The sequence below is a fragment of the Gordonia sp. N1V genome (assembly GCF_029269935.1).
GTDB classification, from domain to species: domain Bacteria; phylum Actinomycetota; class Actinomycetes; order Mycobacteriales; family Mycobacteriaceae; genus Gordonia; species Gordonia polyisoprenivorans.
In genome coordinates this window covers 277,827-291,612 of sequence record NZ_JARJDD010000001.1, presented here as the reverse complement: position 1 = coordinate 291,612, position 13,786 = coordinate 277,827, and the positions used below count along the sequence as shown (strand labels likewise).

The 13,786-nt window shown below is 67.2% G+C and carries 13 protein-coding genes, 1 tRNA gene and 1 riboswitch; of the genes, 4 read left to right on the top strand and 10 right to left on the bottom strand.

What is annotated here, in order from left to right; all coding sequences use genetic code 11:
* Positions 1–194: 194 nt before the first annotated feature.
* From P3L18_RS01310 to P3L18_RS01275, 8 genes are all read right to left on the bottom strand, one after another.
* Positions 195–1,112, bottom strand: coding sequence for a hypothetical protein (locus P3L18_RS01310; protein ID WP_014360421.1), 918 nt, complete (start codon positions 1,110–1,112; stop codon positions 195–197).
* Between the two features lie 676 nt (positions 1,113–1,788).
* Positions 1,789–2,655 carry a tetrahydrofolate dehydrogenase/cyclohydrolase catalytic domain-containing protein gene (locus tag P3L18_RS01305; RefSeq protein ID WP_276113004.1) on the bottom strand — a complete coding sequence of 289 codons (867 nt, stop codon included), beginning with the start codon at positions 2,653–2,655 and terminating at the stop codon, positions 1,789–1,791.
* 16 nt (positions 2,656–2,671) lie between these two features.
* Positions 2,672–2,754, bottom strand: a riboswitch (ZMP/ZTP riboswitch).
* A 10-nt stretch (positions 2,755–2,764) separates the two neighbouring features.
* Positions 2,765–2,836: transfer RNA gene (locus P3L18_RS01300), tRNA-Val, on the bottom strand.
* A gap of 90 nt (positions 2,837–2,926) precedes the next feature.
* Complete coding sequence (locus P3L18_RS01295; RefSeq protein WP_276113003.1) at positions 2,927–3,679, bottom strand: type II CAAX endopeptidase family protein; 753 nt, start codon at positions 3,677–3,679, stop codon at positions 2,927–2,929.
* Between the two features lie 4 nt (positions 3,680–3,683).
* Positions 3,684–4,754: an NAD(P)H-binding protein gene (locus P3L18_RS01290; protein ID WP_026920038.1), complete on the bottom strand. Its 1,071-nt coding sequence runs from the start codon at positions 4,752–4,754 to the stop codon at positions 3,684–3,686.
* Positions 4,755–4,850: 96 nt separating this feature from the next.
* Positions 4,851–5,834: a YafY family protein gene (locus P3L18_RS01285; RefSeq protein WP_006371516.1), complete on the bottom strand. Its 984-nt coding sequence runs from the start codon at positions 5,832–5,834 to the stop codon at positions 4,851–4,853.
* 61 nt (positions 5,835–5,895) lie between these two features.
* A complete protein-coding gene (locus P3L18_RS01280) occupies positions 5,896–7,524 on the bottom strand; it encodes a serine/threonine-protein kinase (protein ID WP_014360417.1) in 1,629 nt (542 codons plus the stop codon).
* Complete coding sequence (locus tag P3L18_RS01275) at positions 7,521–8,261, bottom strand: PHB depolymerase family esterase (protein ID WP_276113002.1); 741 nt, start codon at positions 8,259–8,261, stop codon at positions 7,521–7,523. Before P3L18_RS01275 ends, P3L18_RS01280 begins: the two co-directional genes overlap by 4 nt.
* 451 nt (positions 8,262–8,712) lie before the next feature.
* Between P3L18_RS01275 and P3L18_RS01270 the strand changes: the two genes are divergently transcribed.
* Positions 8,713–9,531 carry a maleylpyruvate isomerase family mycothiol-dependent enzyme gene (locus tag P3L18_RS01270; RefSeq protein ID WP_006371519.1) on the top strand — a complete coding sequence of 273 codons (819 nt, stop codon included), beginning with the start codon at positions 8,713–8,715 and terminating at the stop codon, positions 9,529–9,531.
* Here the strand turns inward: P3L18_RS01270 and P3L18_RS01265 are convergent.
* Positions 9,519–10,361 (bottom strand): fused MFS/spermidine synthase, encoded by an 843-nt coding sequence (locus P3L18_RS01265; RefSeq protein WP_211545296.1) that lies wholly within the window; start codon positions 10,359–10,361, stop codon positions 9,519–9,521. The two genes, P3L18_RS01270 and P3L18_RS01265, sit on opposite strands and share 13 nt — an antisense overlap.
* On the bottom strand, positions 10,361–10,909 hold the full coding sequence (locus tag P3L18_RS01260) for a TetR family transcriptional regulator (RefSeq protein WP_276113001.1): 549 nt from the start codon (positions 10,907–10,909) through the stop codon (positions 10,361–10,363). The genes P3L18_RS01265 and P3L18_RS01260 overlap by 1 nt, the downstream gene beginning before the upstream one ends.
* A 54-nt stretch (positions 10,910–10,963) precedes the next feature.
* Here P3L18_RS01260 and P3L18_RS01255 point away from each other — a divergent pair, with 54 nt between their 5' ends.
* Genes P3L18_RS01255 through P3L18_RS01245 form a run of 3 tightly spaced genes read left to right on the top strand, consistent with a single transcriptional unit; the run spans position 10,964 to position 13,667 of the window.
* Positions 10,964–12,001 carry an NAD(P)/FAD-dependent oxidoreductase gene (locus P3L18_RS01255; protein ID WP_276113000.1) on the top strand — a complete coding sequence of 346 codons (1,038 nt, stop codon included), beginning with the start codon at positions 10,964–10,966 and terminating at the stop codon, positions 11,999–12,001.
* Positions 12,002–12,061: 60 nt separating this feature from the next.
* Positions 12,062–12,694, top strand: a complete 633-nt coding sequence (locus P3L18_RS01250; protein ID WP_240523954.1) for a Type 1 glutamine amidotransferase-like domain-containing protein — start codon at positions 12,062–12,064, stop codon at positions 12,692–12,694.
* A 16-nt stretch (positions 12,695–12,710) separates the two neighbouring features.
* A complete protein-coding gene (locus tag P3L18_RS01245) occupies positions 12,711–13,667 on the top strand; it encodes a cobalamin biosynthesis protein (protein WP_276112999.1) in 957 nt (318 codons plus the stop codon).
* Positions 13,668–13,786 lie beyond the last annotated feature (119 nt).

Below are 13,786 nucleotides of genomic sequence, written 5' to 3'. Positions count from 1 at the left end.
ACACTTCCCCCTCGGCCAGCCACTGATACGCCACCAGCGATTCCGGGATGACGATACCCAACACCTCGTCGCGACCGGTGCCGTAGTCGTTCAGGCGGGAGAGGAACGGCGTCGACGATTGTCGATGACGGGCGGCCGACGGCCCATCTCAGCGGACGGTTTGGTGATCTCGGGCAGGTGGTCCCGCGTGAACTTCAGCCCACCTGGAAGGTGGTCACCTCACGGATCTCGGAGGTGTCGGCGGTACGCAACCCGGGACCGGTGAAAGTCCCGGTGAAGGTGCGTGGTTGTTGACCGCCCACACTCACCGTCACGACGTAATCGGTTGCCGGCGTTCCACACGACGAATACAGATTCACGTACACGGTGTAGGTGCCGGAGGGTGCCTGCGGGTAGGTGATGTTCTCGTTGTTTTTGCCGTCGATGTCGCAGTCGGCGTTGGAGTCGAGATCCAGCGTGCCGCCCGACGAGGACGTCTTGTTGTTGAAATAGATCTTGTCGCCCGACGGCTCGACCAGGATCAGATCGAGGTCGCTGTCGACGGTCCACGACGTACTGACCTGTACCGCGCCGGTTCCGACCTTGAGCGCCTTGACCTCCTGACGCACCATCGGACCCTGCACGCCCGATGCGTCGACACCTGCGAAGTAGAAGGCGAAATCCTCCGACGGAAGTTGTTGCGCCAACGTCATCACCACCGAGGCGGTTGCCGTCGCCGATCCCAGCTTCAGTTCGGTGTATCCGGGCGCGGGTTTGCCGGTTGCCTTGCCATTGTGCTTGGCCTCCAACGCTATTCGCATGGAGGTGATGGGCGTCGACGAGGTGGTGTTCTGGAGGACGCTACCGCCGTTGATCGCTGTGACGTTGTCGGGCAACCGCAGCGTCGGTCCTGCCGACTGTCCTGCGCCGAGCGTCCCCGACACCGTCGACGACGACCCGCCCGAGTCGTTGATCGCGGTCACGCCGGTGACGAAGCCGTCGATCGCGGGGCCTGCCGCGACGGGTGTGCCGCTGACCGAACAGGCGGTCGTGAGGCCGATGATGACGGTCAGGACGGCGATCGCGACCCGGCCGGCGCGTGACCGACGGGTACGAACATGTACAGAAGGCATGAAAACGATTAAAGCGACCTGAGAGACGATCCGCGCGACAACGGTCGAACCGGGGTGTTGGGGCGGGTAATCTTGTTCACCGTGCTGTGTGCTGACGATCGGCTACCGGTTGATCCGCGGAGGGTGGCAGTTGCAGGGGTGTCAGGGTCCGGGAAAACCACACTAGCCCAACAGATTGCGCATCTCATCGGCGCGGAACACATCGAGATCGACGCTTTGTATCACGGGCCGGAATGGGAGCCGAGGCCGTCATTCATCGAAGATGTCAGAGCACTTGTCGCAACGGACACCTGGACCATCGAGTGGCAGTACAACGACGCCCGAGCGCTGATTGCCGAGCGCGCTGACCTGCTGGTATGGCTGGACCTGCCATTCTGGTGCACCACGTTCCCGCGTGTGGTCCGCAGGACTTTGTGTCGACGTCTACGGCGTGAGGTTCTGTGGAACGGAAACGTTGAGCCACCATTGCGCACTCTGTTCACTCACCGCGAGAACGTCATTCGTTGGTCGGTATCGACGAGACATAAGTACCGGGCACCCCTGCTCTCGCCAGGAGCTTTCGACACCGGCACCACACCTATCGTCCGACTGCGATCCCAATCCGAGGTCGACCGCTGGCTGGCGGGTCCGCTGACCTCGGCCGCGCGTGGTCGAGCCGGATTCTGAAGGTGGTGGACTAGCCTGTCGCAGGGCCGGCCTGCTGCACCCTGGTTTCGGCGGCGTCAACAGTCTGTGAGAGCAGCATCGCGATGGTCATCGGGCCGACCCCACCGGGGACCGGAGTGATCGCTGCCGCTACCCGCGCGGCGGACGCGAAGTCGACATCACCAACCCCGCCGGGGTGATAGCCCGCGTCGACCACGACCGCTCCGTCCTTGAGATGTGTGCCGTTGATGAACCGGGGCCGGCCCACAGCAGCGATCACGATGTCGGCCCGGGACAGGTGAGCGGCCAGGTTGCGGGTGCGGGAGTGACACAACGTCACCGTGGCATCGCGCGCGGACAACAACGCAGCCAACGGTTTTCCGAGGATGGCGCTGCGCCCGACGACGACCACGTCGGCACCGGCGACCACCACCCCGTGATGCTCGAGCAGGCGCACCACCCCACCTGGAGTGCACGACTGAAAACCAGGTTGGCCCAACGCCATCGCCGCAAACGATGTCGAGCTCACCCCGTCGACGTCCTTGGTCGCGGTAATCGCATCGAACACCGCGCGCTCATCGACATACTCGCCCATGGGATGCTGCACCAGGATGCCGTCGACACCAGTGTTGTTCGACAGTTCCTCGACGCGCTCGACGATTTCTGCGGTGCCAATCGAGGCCGGCAATCCCACGTGCACTGCGCCCAGCCCGAATTGCTGACATCGTCGCTGCTTCATCGACACATACGTCACTGACGCGGGATCGTCGCCGACCAGCACAGTAGCCAGCGTGGGCGGCAGTCCGGACACGTCCGTCACGCGAGCCGCCCGTGACGCGGTATCGGCATTGATGGTTACTGCCAGATCGACACCTGACAACAGCTGTGCCTTCGACATGAACACTCCTGAGCCTCGTCAATGCCCAGGCGCACGACACACACTCCGGAGGCCGCTCCCCGGTGGTACTCCACCCCAGCGCCAGTCACGACCTGCCCTGATCCTACGGTGCGCGCAAAGGGATTCGAACCCCTGACCGCTGGTGTGTAAGACCAGAGCTCTACCGCTGAGCTATACGCGCGTGGCCACGGCCGAGGTGCCGTACCAACTCACGAATGTAGCGGCTGAGGTGGCCTTCGCCCAAACCGGTTCGGGTTCGCCGAAACCTGGCTCACACCCCGACGATGGGCGGCAGTGCGAACAGCACGATCACCGACCACACCACATGGGTGCACAGCGGTGCGAGCACGCCACCGGTCGCGCGTCGCAGCACCGCGCACACCGCGCCGAGGATCACCCCGGCGAAGCCGAGCATCACATTGCCGCTGGCCATCGTGACGACGACGTAGATGGCCGTCGACACCACCAGTGGGTGCCACGGGCGGGCGGCGGTGTACACCGCCCCGCGGAAGAACAGTTCTTCGGCGACGCCGTTGCCGAGGGTGATCGCCGCGATCGCGACGAGGCTGCCGGAATCGGCGTAGGCCAGCACACGACCGATCAGATCGTTGAGCGGGGGGATCAGGCGGGTGCCGAAAGCGCCGACGACAAAGCAGGCGCCGACCAATAGGCCGACCGACACGCCGAGCAGCACCGCGTTGCGCCGCGGGTGGGTGGGTGCGCCCTCCGGCGAGTGTCGACCGATCGCGGGGAACGCCCCGGCCGGGATCGGGCCGGCGAGGAAACCACCGACGACCCAGACGACGCCGAGCGCGACGGTCAGCGGATAGAACCTGCTGTCACCCGGGGTCGCCGACAACGAGAAGCCGAGAAGGACCGCGCCGACCACCAGCGTCACGCCGACGATCCATCGCCGGCGCGCCTGCCGCGTGGGCAGGTTCCCGTTGCGGTCGGTGCGCAGTTCGTCGATCAGCTCGGCGATCGCGCCGCGGTGTCGGACAGGGCTCTGGGTTGGTGAGTCCACGTCGTCAGACTGGCAGCAATGCCCGGCCGAGTCGACCCGCCGTCCCGAACGCACCGCGGACGGTGCCGCTGATCCGGCGTCGTACGCGAGGCCAATCGCCTCCGGCCCAGGCCGGATCGGTAGAGGCCAGATGGTGCGGGTCGTCGAGCGCACAGACCGACCGGGGCGCCGGTGAGGCCACTGCTGCGGCGACCGCGTCGCGCATCGGCGTCAACCCGCCGGCAGGTGGCGGTACCAGCTCCCGGATGCGGTGTTCGTCGGCGCGCATCGGATGATCGAGGGAGGTGATGAGCTCTTCGGTGAGCGCAGACGGGATGGGGACGAGGAGCCCGGCGACCTTGCCGGCAAGACGCGTCCCGACGAATGGCACCCACACCCGCACCTTCGGCATGCGGATCGCGTCGAGATAGGCCTCGAGGACCGAGCGGTACCGACAGACGTCGGGTCCGGCGATGTCGTAGTCGCCGGCGGGTAGCTCGGGCTCGCAGGCGGCGGTGAGGTAGTGCAATACGTCGCGAATCGAGATGGGGTCCATGGGGTTTCGCGTCCACGACGGCTCCGGGATGACCGCGAGGCGGTCGCCGACGTAGCGGATGATCTCGAACGACGTCGACCCGGCGCCGAGGATCACCGCTGCGCGCAGCCACACCAGCTCCGGCCCGTCGGGCAGTCGTAGGGCCTCGCCGGCGTCGGCTCGGCTGCGCAGATGATCCGACAGGTCCTCGTCATCGGGGACGAAGCCACCCAGATAGATGATGCGTGTGACATCGGCGTCACGCGCGCCCGACGCGAGGTTCGCGGCAGCGTTGCGGTCGGCGTCGGCGAACCCCGACTGACCGATCCCGTGAACCAGGTAGTAGAGCGCATCCAGTGGCCCGGCGGCGGCAAGGGCCTGCTTGACCGATTCGGGGTCGTCGACATCCATCGACACCGCGGTCACCGCGTCGAACCAGCTGAAGTCGGTCAAGCGGTCCACATTCCGGGAGGACACAACCACCTCATGTCCGGCGGCGAGCAGCGAGCACACCAACCGCGAGCCGACATATCCGCTGGCACCAGTCACGAAAAGCCTCATGAGCACCACGGTAGGTACCGGATCCGCTGCCGCCCAGGGACGCGGCGGGGTCGTGGCGGAGTCGAGACAGCCCTCGCCCGCACGGTCACGAAAAGATCACGGCGCTGCGTCGCACGCTCGCCGATAGCGGGCGGCCACCCGTTCGTGGTGCTCGGCGACGCCGGCCAGTTCGTCTCGCAATGCGTCCGGGGAGAGCACCGTGAAGTCGGCGTCGAAGGCGTGCAGCCACCGGGCAATAGAGGTGAGCGACGTGGAGTACAGGGTCAGTTCACAGGTCTGCTCATCGCCGGACTCCAGGGTGCCCCACGCATCGGAGACCATCGGACCGATCGTCTCCACCGGGGCGTGGATACGCACGCGCGCCGAGGATTTGCGATACACCGCGCCCAGGCTGCGTTCGAGGAACCTCGACGCCGCTCCTTCGGGGAGCTCACGCGGGGTGAACCGGGGGCCGGTCGGGATCTTGGGTACCATCCGGTCCACCCGGAACGAGCGCCAATCGTCGCGGCCGAGGTCGAAAGCGATGAGATACCAACGCATTCCGTTGCGCACCAACCGGTAGGGTTCGACCTCGCGCCGCGACTCGGTGCCGTCACCACGCCGGTAGTCGAAGCGGAGCCGTTCGTGGCGATGGCAGGTCGCGGCGATGTCGGTGAGAACATCGGCCGACACCGTCACCTGGCCTCGCGTGCGGGGCACGGCTTCCAGTGACAACGAATCCAGCCGGTGGCGCAGACGCGAGGGCATGACCTGGCGCAACTTGGTCAGCGCACCGGCCGAGGCCTCGGCCATGTCGGCCACCGGCCCGGTCGTGACCGCGTCGAGCCCGAGGGCCACGGCCAGCACCTCCTGGTCGTCGAGGAGCAGCGGCGGCATCTCCGCACCCGCGCCGAGCCGATACCCCCCGCCGACGCCGACGGTCGCGTCGACCGGATAGCCGAGCTCACGCAGCTTGTCGACGTCGCGTCGCACGGTGCGCGTGGTGATCTCGAGCCGGTCGGCGAGCTCCTGGCCGGACCACTCACGTCTCGTCTGGAGCAGCGAGAGCAGGTGCAGGAGTCGAGCCGATGTTTCCAGCATGCGCTCATCTTGCCGGACATTGCGGACCGATGGTGTCCTCGATAGGCGAGGGGCGGCTTTCTCACGCCCCGCATTCGCTCGGCGTGATGAACGTCGTCGGATCGGTGGTGTTGTCGAGCCACTTGCCGTAGGCGGTGCCGCCGATCTGGTTGCGGAGGCGGCAGATGTCGGCGGTGGTCCGTCCGGCCACCTGGTACACCGCGTAGATCGGATTGCCGTTGTCGTCGCGTGCCCGCAACGACGAGCAGGACTGGTCGGTGCGCAGATAACTCGACCCGGGGAAGGCGGTGAGATAGCCCTGCACCTCGCCCGCGTAGTTCGACGGATCGACGGCATTGCCGACCACGACGATCCCGGTGCCGTCACATGCCGGCGTGCTGATGGGTGTGGCCAGGCCGAGATCGAAGGCGGCCCTGGCCGAACCGGCGGGGGATGGCGTGGTGACCGATGGCGTGGTCGGGGTCGGGGTGGCCTGGCTCGCGGTGTTGGGATGCGCCGCGGTGGTCGGTGTGGTGGTCAGGCTGGCGTCGGCGACGGTGCGGGCCCCGTCGTCGGAGTCGCGCAGCAGCACCCATGCGCCGACTCCGATGCCGCCCGCGAGCAGCACCGCGATGGCGACGAGGATCGCTAGTATGGGTGACCGGCGTGTCGGTGTCTGCGGATGGTGCTGCGGTGCATACGGATACGGCTCGAAGTGGCGGGCGCCGGAGCCTGCAGCGATCTCTGTCGGAGAGTACGACGCCGGATTCACGACAGCCGGGTTCATCGCAGCCGGCCGCTCGGTGGTGTGACCGGTGGGCGGTGCGGTGTGCGGTGCAAGCGTCGCGGGCGCCGCCGACGTGCCAGGGAATGGCGCACCGGGGGACGCTTCGCCGGGGGAGGCGAGGGCGGTGCGGGCAGCGTCGATCAGTGCACCGGCACTCGGGTACCGGTCGCGTGGGTTCTTGGCCATCCCGCGGGCGATGACCGGATCGAGCGCCGTACCGGTCCGTGGTGGTTCGGCGTTGAGGTGAGCGGCGATGAGTCGCTCGAGGTTGGTGGCGGATGCGAAAGGTTGTGTCCCGGCGATGCATTCGTAGAGCACGCAGGCCAGGGCGTAGATGTCGCCGGCCGCGCCGACCTCGTCGGCGCCGAATCGTTCAGGTGCCATGTAGCCGAACGACCCGATGGCGGTGCCCGCGGTGGTCAGGCGTGTGTCGGCGGTGCCCTGGGCCAGCCCGAAATCGGCCAGATAGGTGAAGTCGCGGGCGTCGACGAGAACGTTGTCGGGTTTGACGTCGCGGTGCACCAAACCGTCGAGGTGGGCTGCGTCGAGGGCGTCGGCGACCTGCCCGAGGATGGCCACCGCCCTCTCGGGCGCCAGGCTTCCCTGCTCGACCAGGATCGCGCGCAGATCGCGTCCGGTCACCAGCCGCATGTCGATGAACAACAGCCCGTCGATCTCGCCCCAGTCATGGATCGGGACGACGTGTGGGTCGTTGATCCGCGCCGCGACCCGTGACTCCCGTAGGAATCGGTCACGGAACACCTGATCGTCGGCGAACTCGGGATTGAGTAACTTGAGCGCGACCGTTCGTCCCTTGCGGGTGTCGGTGGCGCGATAGACCTGACCCATCCCGCCCCGGCCCAGCAGCTCGGCGATGGCATAGGGTCCGAGCGTGGTCCCGGTCCGGTCGTCGACGGCGCTCATCTCGATCGTCCGCCCACCGTGAGTGGGTGCCGGTTGAAGAACTGCCAGATCAGGGTCGTGGCCGAGATGCTGTCGCTGACGCCGGTCCGACCCCGGTGTACTGACGATCCGGGCCACACGTGGGCGCCCCCGGCGATGCGATAGTGCGAGATCTCGCTGCCGACCGACCGACACAGCGGCCAGAGGAACTGTGTGACAGCAGAATTGACGGGGACCTCCAGGGGTGTCGGTATACACCCGTTGCGCGCGGCCCACGACCGTACGACGTCGAAGATCGGTGCGTAGTGACCGCCGAGCCGGGTGCCGCCACCGTAGTGGATCGTGGCGTCGGCGGTGCCATGGAAGTCGATGATCGACGCGGGCGCCTTGGACGCCGAGCAGCCGCGCAGGCTCTGGTCGTAGAAGGCTCCGTTGACGATGGCGTACGCGGCGAACTGACCCGGCATCCGGCACGCAAGCATCGACACCAACCCACCGCCGTTGGATCGGCCGACCGCATAGGTGCGGGTGCGGTCGACGCAGCTCGTCGCCCGCACCTCCCGCAGGATTGCCGCGGTGAACGCGATGTCGTCGGCTTGCGGCGAGGAGTACGGCGCGCCCTGCCAGGACAATGTGCCGTCGGTGCCGCGCAAGCCGTCGGGGTAGACCACAACGGCCGGTAGGGCGGACAGACCGGTGTAGCGCTCGAACGTCGTCGGCGATTCGGTGTGACCGGGGAACGCGAGGATCAGTGGCATCGGGGTGCGCGCCCGGTGTATCCCGCGGGCAGATGCACCCGGTACGTTCGTGTCACACCTTCGACAGTGGTCGTGTGGACGGTGTTCGCCGGGGCGGCAGCCCGTGGTGCGCACGCCGCGACCGGGGAGGGGGCGGCATGTGCGGGCGCTCCGGCCCCGGTGAGCAGAGCGGCGGTGGCGGCGAAAACGCTCACCATCAGCATCGTGACGATCGGCCCTGACCACCTGCTCGCTACCCGCACCCGTGCAAGGATAGGACATCTCCGGCACGCTTCCCGCCCGGATGCCGGTGTCCGAGAAGCACTCGCGACATTTTGTCGCCGTGTGTGAACCCGGCGGTCGCGGCAGCGCCACCGGGGTAGCGTCGAAGCCGCCCGTGATGGTCAGGCTCGTTGGACGCCCCTGTCCCCTCCTCGGGCGCAGTCGACCAGCCCGCGAATCGGAGACCTTCATGCCCACGACGTCCATCGACCACACCACGTTGACCCCGGACCTGATCGGTGAGTGGGCCGCCTTGCGGGCGTTGGCCGACGACATCGGTGAGCAGTGGACGCAGCCGTCGATCCTCCCAGGCTGGACCAACGCCGACATCATCGCGCACATCATCGGGACCGAGAGCATGCTCGATGGACGTGACGTCGAGGCACCCGCAGGTCTCACCGATCTCGACCACGTGCGCAATCCGATCGGCGAATTCAACGAGAAATGGGTCGAACACTTCCGGGGGCGACCCGCCGACGAGGTACTCGCTGCCTACGACGAGATCATCGCGGTCCGCAGCGCGGCCCTGTCGGCGATGTCGCAGTCGGATTTCGACGCCGCGGCGGCCACTCCGGCGGGCCCGGACACCTACGGTCGGTTCATGCGAATCCGGTTGTTCGACTGCTGGATTCACGAGGTCGACCTCCGCGACGGCACGATCGGTGGGACTCCGTCTGCGGCACCGGTCGGTTGGGTGCTCGATGAGATCGCGGCGTCGTTGCCGTTCGTGGTCGGTAAGCGCGCCAAGGCGCCCGCCGGAAGCGCCGTCGCGTTCGAGATCACCGGTGCGGCACCGCGTACCGTGCGCATCGCCGTCGCCGACCGGGCAGGCCTCGTCGAGGCCTTCGACGGTGGCGACGAGGCCGCCGACGTGGTGCTCGAACTCGATGCCGTCGATCTGGTCCGGCTCGCCGGTGGCCGGCGCAGCGCCGATCCGTCGGCGGTGAAGGTTCGCGGCGATCAGGAGCTGGGCCAAGCGATCCTGGGCTCCCTCAACTACATGATCTGATCGTCGGCGGTCTCGTCGGAGACGCTCGGTGGATCGTGGCGTGCCTGCCCGGACCCGAATGCCCTGGCCTCGTCGCCGGCGATCACCCGCGCCGGAAGCGGATCGCTGAGCAGTCGCCGGACGAGTGTCGGCGAGGGATCGAGGGGGCCGTCGCTGCCCGCGATGACCACGTTGCCGGTGCGCCGTCCCTTGAACATCGCCGGGTCGGCGATCAGCGCGATGTGGTCGAAGACCTCGGCCAGCGCGGCGGCGTCGGCGCGCACGCGACCGAGATCGCGGGTGTCGCCGCAGTTGGCCAGATACAGGCCATTCGGGGTGAGGACCCGCTTGACGGCATGCGTGAACTCCACCGTCGTCAGATGTGTTGGCGTGCGGTCGGATTCGAATGCGTCCCGGATGATCACTTCTCGAGTGTCGGGCTGGAGTGACTCCAGCACGGCGCGTGCGTCACCGACGCGGATACGTAGACGCGGTGCGCGCGGCAGGTCGAACCACTCGCGGACGAGACGCGCCAGCTCGGCGTCGATCTCGACCGCGACGTGTCGCGACTGCGGAAAGGTCGACGCGAGATAGCGGGGGAGCGCGCACGCGGCGCCGCCGAGATGCAGGACGGAGAGCTTCGCCTGCGCGGAATGGCGGTCCTCGATGACGGCCGCCATCTGTCGCAGGTATTCGAAGTCCAGAACATGCGGATCGTCGTCGATGTGGGAGCTGTGTGTGCCGTTGATCTGCAGGAGCCATCCGCCCGAGATGGGGTCCGGGGCCAGCTCGGCCACGCCGGTGTCGATCGGATAGGTGCCCGCGACGGGAACGGGGCGGGGGCGTGCCATCACCGCGTGAGTGTATTCAGCAACGCCGAGAAGTACCGGCGTGGGTCGAATCCGATGGTGGACTCCGGCATCGCGAGTTGGCGAAAGATGATCGCGTCGGTGGCGTCGAGCAGGATGGCCACCTGGGTGCGGTCGAGTCCGAGTGGGGAACACAACTGGTTCGCGCGGTGCTCGATGACTTTCCGTGCGCGGGTGAGTACTTCAGACACCTCGGGATTGGTGATCGCCGCTTCCAACAGCGCGATCTGAGCCGACGACCGGGGTCGTCCGTCGCCCACGGCCCACGCGACGAACGCGGCGGCGATGTCGACGAGATCGTCTGTGGTGGTGATCTCGTCAGCACCCATCGTCTGCCATACCTGCAGATCTCCCGCCACGAGGTGCTCGACCGCGCCCGAGAGCAGTTGGGCCCGGGTTCGGAAGTAGTTCGAGGTCGTGCCCTCGGGTAGTGCGCCCGCCCGATCGACCTTCCGATGGGTCAATCCATAGAGTCCGTGCTCTCCCAGTGCGCTCACCACGGCGGTGAGAACGTCGTCGCGCCTGGCCATGGGGTCACGGTAACTCATCTCGACAGGTTACTACGATCGTAGTAGCCTGCTGGCATGAGATCGGTTGCCGTCGTTGGCGGAGGTATCGGAGGCTTGGTTCTGGCGAACCTGCTGACCTCGACCGGCTGGCCGGTCGAGGTCTACGAGGGTGCACGAGCTTTGCCCGAGAAGGGGAGCGCGCTCGGGATGTGGCCGGATGCCATGCGTGTATTCGACTCCCTCGGTCTCGCCGACGACATTCGACGCGGAGGTCATCCGCAGCAGTCGGCGGAGGTGCGTGATCCGGGAGGTGCGCTGCTGTCGCGAATCGCGGCTCGCGGAGAAACCGTGATGATCTCTCGGGTGGCTTTGCTGAATGCTCTGCTGACCGATCGCGTCCGCATTCATTTCGGGACGCGGGTGACCGATGTCGGCGCGCTCGATCATGACGTCATTGTGGGCGCAGACGGTATCAACAGTGTTGTCCGCGAGGCCGTTACAGGGGAGCATATCGAATCGCGGGATCTCGACGTGTCGGTGATCCTGGGAGAGTTCGCGGGCGCGACCGACATGTTCACCGAATACTGGGGTCCCGGTCGGTCCTTCGGGATCACGCCGTTGAGCCGCGATCGGCGAGACTGGCATGCCGCCTATCGGTCACCGCGGCCCGGGGCGGCTCAGGCCAAGCAAGAGGTCGCCGATCCGCTGGGATTCGTTGCAGCCCTGTATGAATCGTGGTGCGGCGAGGTGACCGACGCCATCGCGTCGACGATTCCGGAGACGGTGACCCGGTATCACGTGCGCACGATGCCGAGGATCGGACGATGGTACCGCGGCAACGTTGTGCTTCTCGGGGATGCCGTTCATGCGATGGCTCCCAATCTCGGGCGAGGGGCCTGTGAGACGATCCTCGACGCCGAGGCGTTGGCTCGCGCACTGACCGCTGTCGGTCCGGACGAACTGTCGGACATGGAGAAAGGCTTCCGGCGATACCAACGTGACCGCAGAGGCTCGGCCTACCGAATCGCCCTGGCATCACGCATGATGTGTCGTGCCGGAATGCTCGATCGTGGGGCGGGCGTTCGTGATCTTGCCATGCGGTTGAGTCCCTGACCGACACCACGCGGACGGTGGGCTTCGGCGGGCCGATCAGCTGCGGGTAGCGTGACCACCGTGAATCTGTTGCTCCTGTCGCTGGGTTTCGGGGCGGTGCCCGGTTTCCTGTCGGAGGCCACGGGAAAAGCGCTGTCGGAGTTGCAGATCGGGTATCTCGACGACGCGCGGATCCCCTATGCCGGCCAGCCGGGTGTGCGCGCCGAACGTGACCGCCTGACGGCCGCAGGGTATGCGGTCGTGGACCTCTCGGCAGTGCGGCAGAATCTCGAGGAGTTCGCCACCACGCTCGACCGGGTCGACGCGGTGTACGTGGCCGGAGGGAACACCTTCGCCTTGCTGTGGGCGCTGCGTCGGGCGGGCGCGGGGGATCTGCTCGCCGAGCGGGTACGAGCGTCGTTGCCCTACATCGGATGCAGCGCCGGCGCGGTCGTGGTGGGTCCGACCATCGCGCCAGTGGAAGGCCTCGACGATCCGGCCGAGGCACCGGGTCCGGTCGATCCGCGCGGTCTGGAACTCATCGACACGGTGGTGCTCCCGCATGCCGACGGCCAGTTCCCGGTGTATCCCGCCGACGTGATCGAGTCGGTGCGCCGCAAGTACGAGTCGCGCCACCGCGTGACCCCGCTCGCCGACCACCAGGCGCTCTTGGTGCGTGGCGAGCAGCAGACCGTTGTGGCATCGGACTACTGATGCGGGGGTTGCTCTGATGCGCGCATGGAGGTGGTGGGTCGCTGCCGTCCGGCCTTCACCGGCAGGGTTACTGGTCGGATACCTGTTGGACCGTGCGGTCGGCGACCCGAGACGTGGGCACCCAGTTGCCGGTCTCGGTTCCCTCGCCACCGCGCTGCAACGACATACATACGCCGACAGCCGGATCGCCGGCAGCGCGCACTGTGCGCTGTGTGTGAGTTCTGTCGGTGTGGCCGGGGCACTCGCGGCCCGCCCACTCGCCGAGAACGGTCCGGCGCGAACACTGCTCACCGCCGCGGTGACATGGGCCGTATTGGGTGGGACCACCCTGATCCGCGTCGGTGACGACGTGGCCGACTGTCTCGAGTCCGACGACGTTCCGGGCGCGCGGGAACTCATACCGAGCTTGTGCGGCCGCGACCCAGATGCACTCGACGAACCCGGAATCTGTCGCGCTGCACTGGAATCGGTGGCCGAGAACACCTCCGATGCCACCGTGGGAGCGCTGGTCTGGGGCGCCCTGGCCGGTGTTCCCGGTCTCCTCGTCTACCGGACCGCGAACACACTGGATGCGATGATCGGTCATCGAAATGCCCGCTACAACCGTTTCGGTTGGGCTGCAGCACGATTCGATGATGCGCTCAACATCCTGCCAGCCCGGATCGCGGGGGTGCTCGTCGTGGCCGCCGGTCCCGATCGGCGGGGTGCAGTGCGCGCGTGGAAGCGCGATGCATCGGCACATCCGAGCCCCAACGCGGGGGTCGTGGAGGCGAGTTTCGCCGGAGCTCTTGGCATCCGTCTCGGCGGTATCACGGTCTACCCGCACCGCACCGAGAACCGACCCACCCTCGGCGACGGGCGGGATCCGACCTCAACGGATCTCCGTGCCGCCCTGGCTTTGTCCCGACAGGTGCAAGTCGGCGCGCTCGCCACCGCCATCGCCATAGCCTGGTGGCGCGCTCGACGCTCGTGATCTGGTGTTCGGCTGTCGGGGGTCTCGAGGCCTCGTCGCTGGCGCTCCTCAGCACCTCGACCATCGGGAGGGGGCTTCCTCGCCGGGCGGGGGCGCTCCTTGAACGGTGGTCGATCAGC

Excerpts from the sequence above, each read along its gene's own strand:
- P3L18_RS01260 (WP_276113001.1), bottom strand. The coding sequence starts at position 10,909 with ATGGCCAGGCGCGACGACGTTCTCACCGCCGTGGTGAGCGCACTGGGA.
- P3L18_RS01290 (WP_026920038.1), bottom strand. The coding sequence starts at position 4,754 with ATGAGGCTTTTCGTGACTGGTGCCAGCGGATATGTCGGCTCGCGGTTG.
- P3L18_RS01285 (WP_006371516.1), bottom strand. The coding sequence starts at position 5,834 with ATGCTGGAAACATCGGCTCGACTCCTGCACCTGCTCTCGCTGCTCCAG.
- P3L18_RS01270 (WP_006371519.1), top strand. The coding sequence starts at position 8,713 with ATGCCCACGACGTCCATCGACCACACCACGTTGACCCCGGACCTGATC.
- P3L18_RS01255 (WP_276113000.1), top strand. The coding sequence starts at position 10,964 with ATGAGATCGGTTGCCGTCGTTGGCGGAGGTATCGGAGGCTTGGTTCTG.
- P3L18_RS01310 (WP_014360421.1), bottom strand. The coding sequence starts at position 1,112 with ATGCCTTCTGTACATGTTCGTACCCGTCGGTCACGCGCCGGCCGGGTC.
- P3L18_RS01280 (WP_014360417.1), bottom strand. The coding sequence starts at position 7,524 with ATGAGCGCCGTCGACGACCGGACCGGGACCACGCTCGGACCCTATGCC.
- P3L18_RS01245 (WP_276112999.1), top strand. The coding sequence starts at position 12,711 with ATGCGCGCATGGAGGTGGTGGGTCGCTGCCGTCCGGCCTTCACCGGCA.
- P3L18_RS01305 (WP_276113004.1), bottom strand. The coding sequence starts at position 2,655 with ATGTCGAAGGCACAGCTGTTGTCAGGTGTCGATCTGGCAGTAACCATC.
- P3L18_RS01275 (WP_276113002.1), bottom strand. The coding sequence starts at position 8,261 with ATGCCACTGATCCTCGCGTTCCCCGGTCACACCGAATCGCCGACGACG.
- P3L18_RS01265 (WP_211545296.1), bottom strand. The coding sequence starts at position 10,361 with ATGGCACGCCCCCGCCCCGTTCCCGTCGCGGGCACCTATCCGATCGAC.